This window comes from Corallococcus sp. CA053C, assembly GCF_003611675.1.
Classification (GTDB): Bacteria; Myxococcota; Myxococcia; order Myxococcales; family Myxococcaceae; genus Corallococcus.
Genome location: NZ_RAWA01000590.1, coordinates 1 through 4,469, shown reverse-complemented (window position 1 = coordinate 4,469; position 4,469 = coordinate 1). Strand labels below are relative to the sequence as shown.

Genomic DNA, 4,469 nt, shown 5'->3' with positions numbered 1-4,469 from the left:
GGGAGGGTGCAGAGGGGCCGCCCGAGCGATGCTCCCGGCCGGTGGACAGGCCGCTTGAGCCCCCTTGGGTACGCCAAGCCCCTTAAGCCTGCCTCCACACCTCACGCAGGCGAACACGTCGAAGTCGAACGTCCTCCTGAGCAACTCGGCCCAGTCCACTCGCGGTGTCCTCTCCTTCTTCGGCTCCTTCCTGCTCGCTGCATCACGCGCCACGCACTCCCCTTCCTCTCCTGCTGGGGGAGTGGTGGCGAGCCGGTGCGCCGCTTCCCTCAACCGCGCGCGCAGGAGTACAGGGGAGTTCGAGGTTGTCCTTCCGGGTGCCATCCGGGCGGGCCAGGGTGAGAACGACCGGCGTCGCTCGTTGTTGGAGTGGTGAGCTGTCTGCATCTGGCCGAACCACGGCCACAGCCTGACTCCGCCCATGGTAGCGGCATTGGACGTGGCGGCGGCCGTGTACTGGCTTCAGGCCATGCGCCTCACGCGCGCACGTCCTCCCAGGAACTGGGAACAGCAGAGGGCGGAGCGGGCAGTCTGACGAGCGAGGGCACGTGCAGGTAGTCCCTGCGGGTACGGAATCCTTTGCTCTCCGCGAGTGCAACCAGCGCCAGGCCTTCGATGCATACACAGCCTTCGGTCGCGGCTTCCCAACGGGGAATGGCCTCCCTTGCCGCGAGGCGCTGGTAACGTGCGGCCCGCGCCGCCAGCAGCGACTCCAGGCCCTGCTCGAACAGCGCTCCGTCGTTCCCGAGAAACGCCTGCACGACGACCAGCCGCGGCTCCTCTCCCGAGCCCACGAGCCCGACATACCGGTCCACGAGCTCGGTGTCTCGGGCCACATCCGGAGGCAGGAGGAAGTGTGAGCAGAGGAAGCTCGCATAGAGGAAGTCCTCCTCGTATTCGGAGCGGGAGTCCCAGGTCGCCCCAGTCTTCCGTGCGAAGGCCTCGGCCACCTGGACCTCCCCACAGCAGAGGGCATCCAGCAGGAGGGGCAAGGCCCGGACCCGAGTGAAGGCGGGTGTGCCCCGTGACGTGCAGAACGCCAACGCCGAGGCACTCTTGCGCAGGAAGTGATGGAACTCCCGGGCCGATGCCGACATCAGGAGCGAGCAGATGCCGGCGACGCGGTAGTTCCGGCAGAGTTCAACCACTTCCGCGGCGCTGGCCCTCCCCGCGCGCATGGCGGGAATCTTCTGTGCGTTCTCGTACAGTGCGTTCTTGCGGAAGACAGGCAGGAAGGTGGAGGCCAGGGTCATGTATTCGCGACCTCCAGGGGTTCGAGGACCACATTGGTGAAACCACCCGCCTTCAGAGCCTCTGCCAGGGGCTCGCTGATGACGTAGAAGTCGGGGGCCTCTCGCACCCGGAAGAGGTGGGGAGGCCGCTCCAGCTTCGCGGGCGAGAGCACGATGCGGCCCACGCCTACGACCTCTCCCTCCATCATTTCCACCTCACTCCGTTCCAGGTCGATGCAGTCGAGTGTGCCGAGCGGGTTGACGATGCTGTAGTCATCGGTGTGGAGCCTGCCGCGATGGTTGTAGATGTGCACCGGCAGGTATTCGACCTCCTGCCCCTTGCACCACTGCTCGAGGAGCGCGCGCAGGGGACGGGACACCACCAGCATCCGCTTGATGTTGCCAACGAAGGACTCCAGTCGGAGGCCAGGGTTCTCCTCACTCAAGTCGATGCGAGGAGACTCCGGGTAGAGCCCCTTGACGGACTTGCCTCGCGCCAGGAAGGAGCTTCGGGCGCCGAGGCCCTGAGGGGCGGCATCCAGGAAGCACTGCTCCACGTCCGGCTGCCCCAGGGTCGTCCAACTGTAGAATCTCACGTATACCCTCCTCGGGTTGGAACCAGGTTCGAAGCGCGCTGCCGCTCACTAGCTTGACCCGAGCGCGACCTTCAACCCCGGCACTCGCTCTTCCACGGACCCGCCCCCCGCGTAGGGCTGGGCCGGTGGAGGCGCGCCCCGAAGACTGTCCTGGGTGAGCAGTTTGTAGAGACGGTTGGATAGGGATTCGAGCCGCGCCTTCTGGAGCCGCCGGTCTTTGTCGGACAGGTGTTCCTTGTCCGGCAGGTCGCTGAAGTTGTCGCGGAAGACATCCATGATTTTATCCATCTGGCTCTGGACGAGACGATTGTACTGGATATGGTTGTTGGAACTGGGCCCGCCATGCTTGGGCATCCGCAGGATGTCCGAGATGACGTGGTCCATGGGCAGGATGAGCATGTTCGTCTTGTGATTGATGTTGTATCCGGCGCGAAGCAGGGACTCCTCGAAGTAGAGGCGGATGTCCGACCCGGAGGTCATCATTTCCTTGCCTTCCTTCCGGCGCGTCGTGGCAAGGTCCTCGGCCACCGCCTCAAGGCCCTTCTCGAGGGCGGCAACGGGGATGAGGTGGTGGGCGTCGTTCCAGTAGGGCTTGAGACCGCCCTTGAAGTTCTTGCCCTTGATGTCCCATTCCTTGCCGGTATCGGTGGGGGCATCGAGCTCGGTGCGGTACCACTTGGGGTAGTCCGTCTCCGCGTTGTAGTCCGTCTGGGTCTTCTGCCCGGTGGCTGCCTTCTGGTAGGCCGGCCAGTTGTAGACGGACGGGTCTTCTTCCGCCCTGCCACGCGCCTGGTACCGGTAGCTGCATGAGTGCACGTTATATTTGTAGATGCCGCGCCACAGGCACTTGCCATCGTCGAACCCCTTGGTGGAGTGGTGGGTGCGCCCCTGGACCGCATCGAGGTGTTCTTCCTTGGGAGACTTCTTCCGCGGGCTATTCGTGTCGTGGGACATGTCAGCTCCATACCTTTTCCAGGAGCAATGCTCCTCCGTGACCTCGCTCGGAGAGCATGAGGATGAGCGAGGTATCCGTGAGGGAATAGCCACGCCGCCAGGCACGGCATGCGACGCAGAGAGAGACGGCTCCGCTCGCGGCGCCCACGTCGCCCAGGGAGAGCGCCGTGGTGCGGAGGCGGACGTCCGGGGACAGCCGCTCCGACAGACGAACCCGGGCGTATGCCACGTGGGAAGCGCGCCAGTTCTCTCCATTCAAGTCGGTGTGTAGATCCCCTGAGAAGGGCGAGGTGAGTCCCGCCATGTCGAGCGTCTGCTGGGTGACCTGGGCGAGCAGCTCACCCGTGGGTGGGTCCGTCATCGAGGACCGCTCGTTCCTTGCCGTGACGGCTCCACGAATGATGGCTTCTGGCCGTACCTGGCGGGCTCTTAGACTCCGCCGCGTCTCGAGCAGGAAGCAGGCCGCAGCCTCGCCCGGCATCAGCCCACAAGGCACGGAAGGAGACTTCAGCCGACGCTGATCCAGCAGTTCCTCAAGCGTGCGCTCATCCAGGTATGAGTCGGCGGCGATGACGACCACCCGCTCGACTCGTCCTGCCTCCAACATGCGCTGTGCATGACACACGGCATCCAGGGCGCCGGCATGCCCGCTCCAGAGCAACTGTGTGTGCTCGGGCGAGATGGGAACGCCGACGATGCGCAGGAGCGGCAGTACGTAGGCCTTCCTGAGGAGTTCAAGGTCCCGCTGGAGGTGCCCGCTCAGGCTTTCCTCATCCGGAAACGGAAGGGCGGCGACGAGCCCCGTCTGTCTCCAGAAGGCCGTGCTACTCCGGCCTGGCGGCGTGCCGTACGTGAGCAGGTCGTCGAATGCGCCCGCGGCCAGCCGCAGCCAGCGGCCCACGGCGAGAAAACCCTCCGTGTAGCCCTCGATGGGATGCGCGACGAGCGGCAGGGACTCGACAGGCTCGCTCTCGAGGACCTGGAAGGACCGTAGCGGCTGCGGGCGCACGATGCCTGCCCGGATGGCCGCGCAAGCGGGCACGACTCCGAGACCGACCGATGACACCATGCCCAAACCAGTGACGGCGAGTTCCATCAGTCCCCCGATTCGAGGCCAGGGAGGCTAGCTTCCCGCGTGCTGTGTGTCGATGCGCCTCCCGTGATCGAGCGCCTGGAGCCGCTTCGTATCCCGCTCGCCGCCGCCCATGCCCAACCGCATCAAGGGCAGATGGCACATGTCGCGGCGCATAAAAGGAATGGAGGCAATGTCGAGGACAGCGGGTGGGAGCAGAGAGGTAGAGGAAGGCCGCTGACGGGAGCCCACGAGCTGTGCGCTATGCCGGTGCACTCTGGGTGGAGCACTGTCGATAAGCCACGTGCGGCAGCACCCGCTCCACCTGGTGCGCCGCCGTCACATGCGCCCGCTTCGCATTGCAGGACGGGCACACCCCTCGTCCCTTGCACGAGAAGGCGACGAGAAGTTCTTCCTTACAACGCTCACAGCGCACCCGCGCGAAGCCGTGCGCCAACCCTCCACACTCCAGGTACTTGGCGAAGTCCCGCTCCACGTACCGGGGCTGGCCGCGCCCCAGCTCGCTCCCTCCGCCAGCAACGTGGCGAGGTTGTCCCTCACCACCGCATACAACACCGTCCGCTCCGGCCGCCTCCGCCGGTACTCCCACCCGCG

5 protein-coding genes are annotated in these 4,469 nt (G+C 65.5%); all 5 read right to left on the bottom strand.

What is annotated here, in order from left to right:
- Window positions 1-476 precede the first annotated feature (476 nt).
- Window positions 477-1,253: an Imm49 family immunity protein gene (locus D7V97_RS40495; protein WP_120615905.1), complete on the bottom strand. Its 777-nt coding sequence runs from the start codon at window positions 1,251-1,253 to the stop codon at window positions 477-479.
- Window positions 1,250-1,828: a DUF1629 domain-containing protein gene (locus tag D7V97_RS40490; protein ID WP_120615904.1), complete on the bottom strand. Its 579-nt coding sequence runs from the start codon at window positions 1,826-1,828 to the stop codon at window positions 1,250-1,252. The genes D7V97_RS40495 and D7V97_RS40490 overlap by 4 nt, the downstream gene beginning before the upstream one ends.
- 48 nt (window positions 1,829-1,876) lie before the next feature.
- A complete protein-coding gene (locus tag D7V97_RS40485) occupies window positions 1,877-2,782 on the bottom strand; it encodes an AHH domain-containing protein (protein WP_158623559.1) in 906 nt (301 codons plus the stop codon).
- Window position 2,783: 1 nt separating this feature from the next.
- The gene (locus tag D7V97_RS45060) at window positions 2,784-3,878 is read right to left on the bottom strand and encodes a hypothetical protein (RefSeq protein WP_158623558.1); all 1,095 of its coding nucleotides are present in this window, start codon (window positions 3,876-3,878) and stop codon (window positions 2,784-2,786) included.
- A gap of 238 nt (window positions 3,879-4,116) precedes the next feature.
- A complete protein-coding gene (locus D7V97_RS46905) occupies window positions 4,117-4,350 on the bottom strand; it encodes a transposase zinc-binding domain-containing protein (RefSeq protein WP_368669009.1) in 234 nt (77 codons plus the stop codon).
- Window positions 4,351-4,469 lie beyond the last annotated feature (119 nt).

Excerpts from the sequence above, each read along its gene's own strand:
- D7V97_RS40485 (WP_158623559.1), bottom strand. The coding sequence starts at position 2,782 with ATGTCCCACGACACGAATAGCCCGCGGAAGAAGTCTCCCAAGGAAGAA.
- D7V97_RS45060 (WP_158623558.1), bottom strand. The coding sequence starts at position 3,878 with ATGGAACTCGCCGTCACTGGTTTGGGCATGGTGTCATCGGTCGGTCTC.
- D7V97_RS40495 (WP_120615905.1), bottom strand. The coding sequence starts at position 1,253 with ATGACCCTGGCCTCCACCTTCCTGCCTGTCTTCCGCAAGAACGCACTG.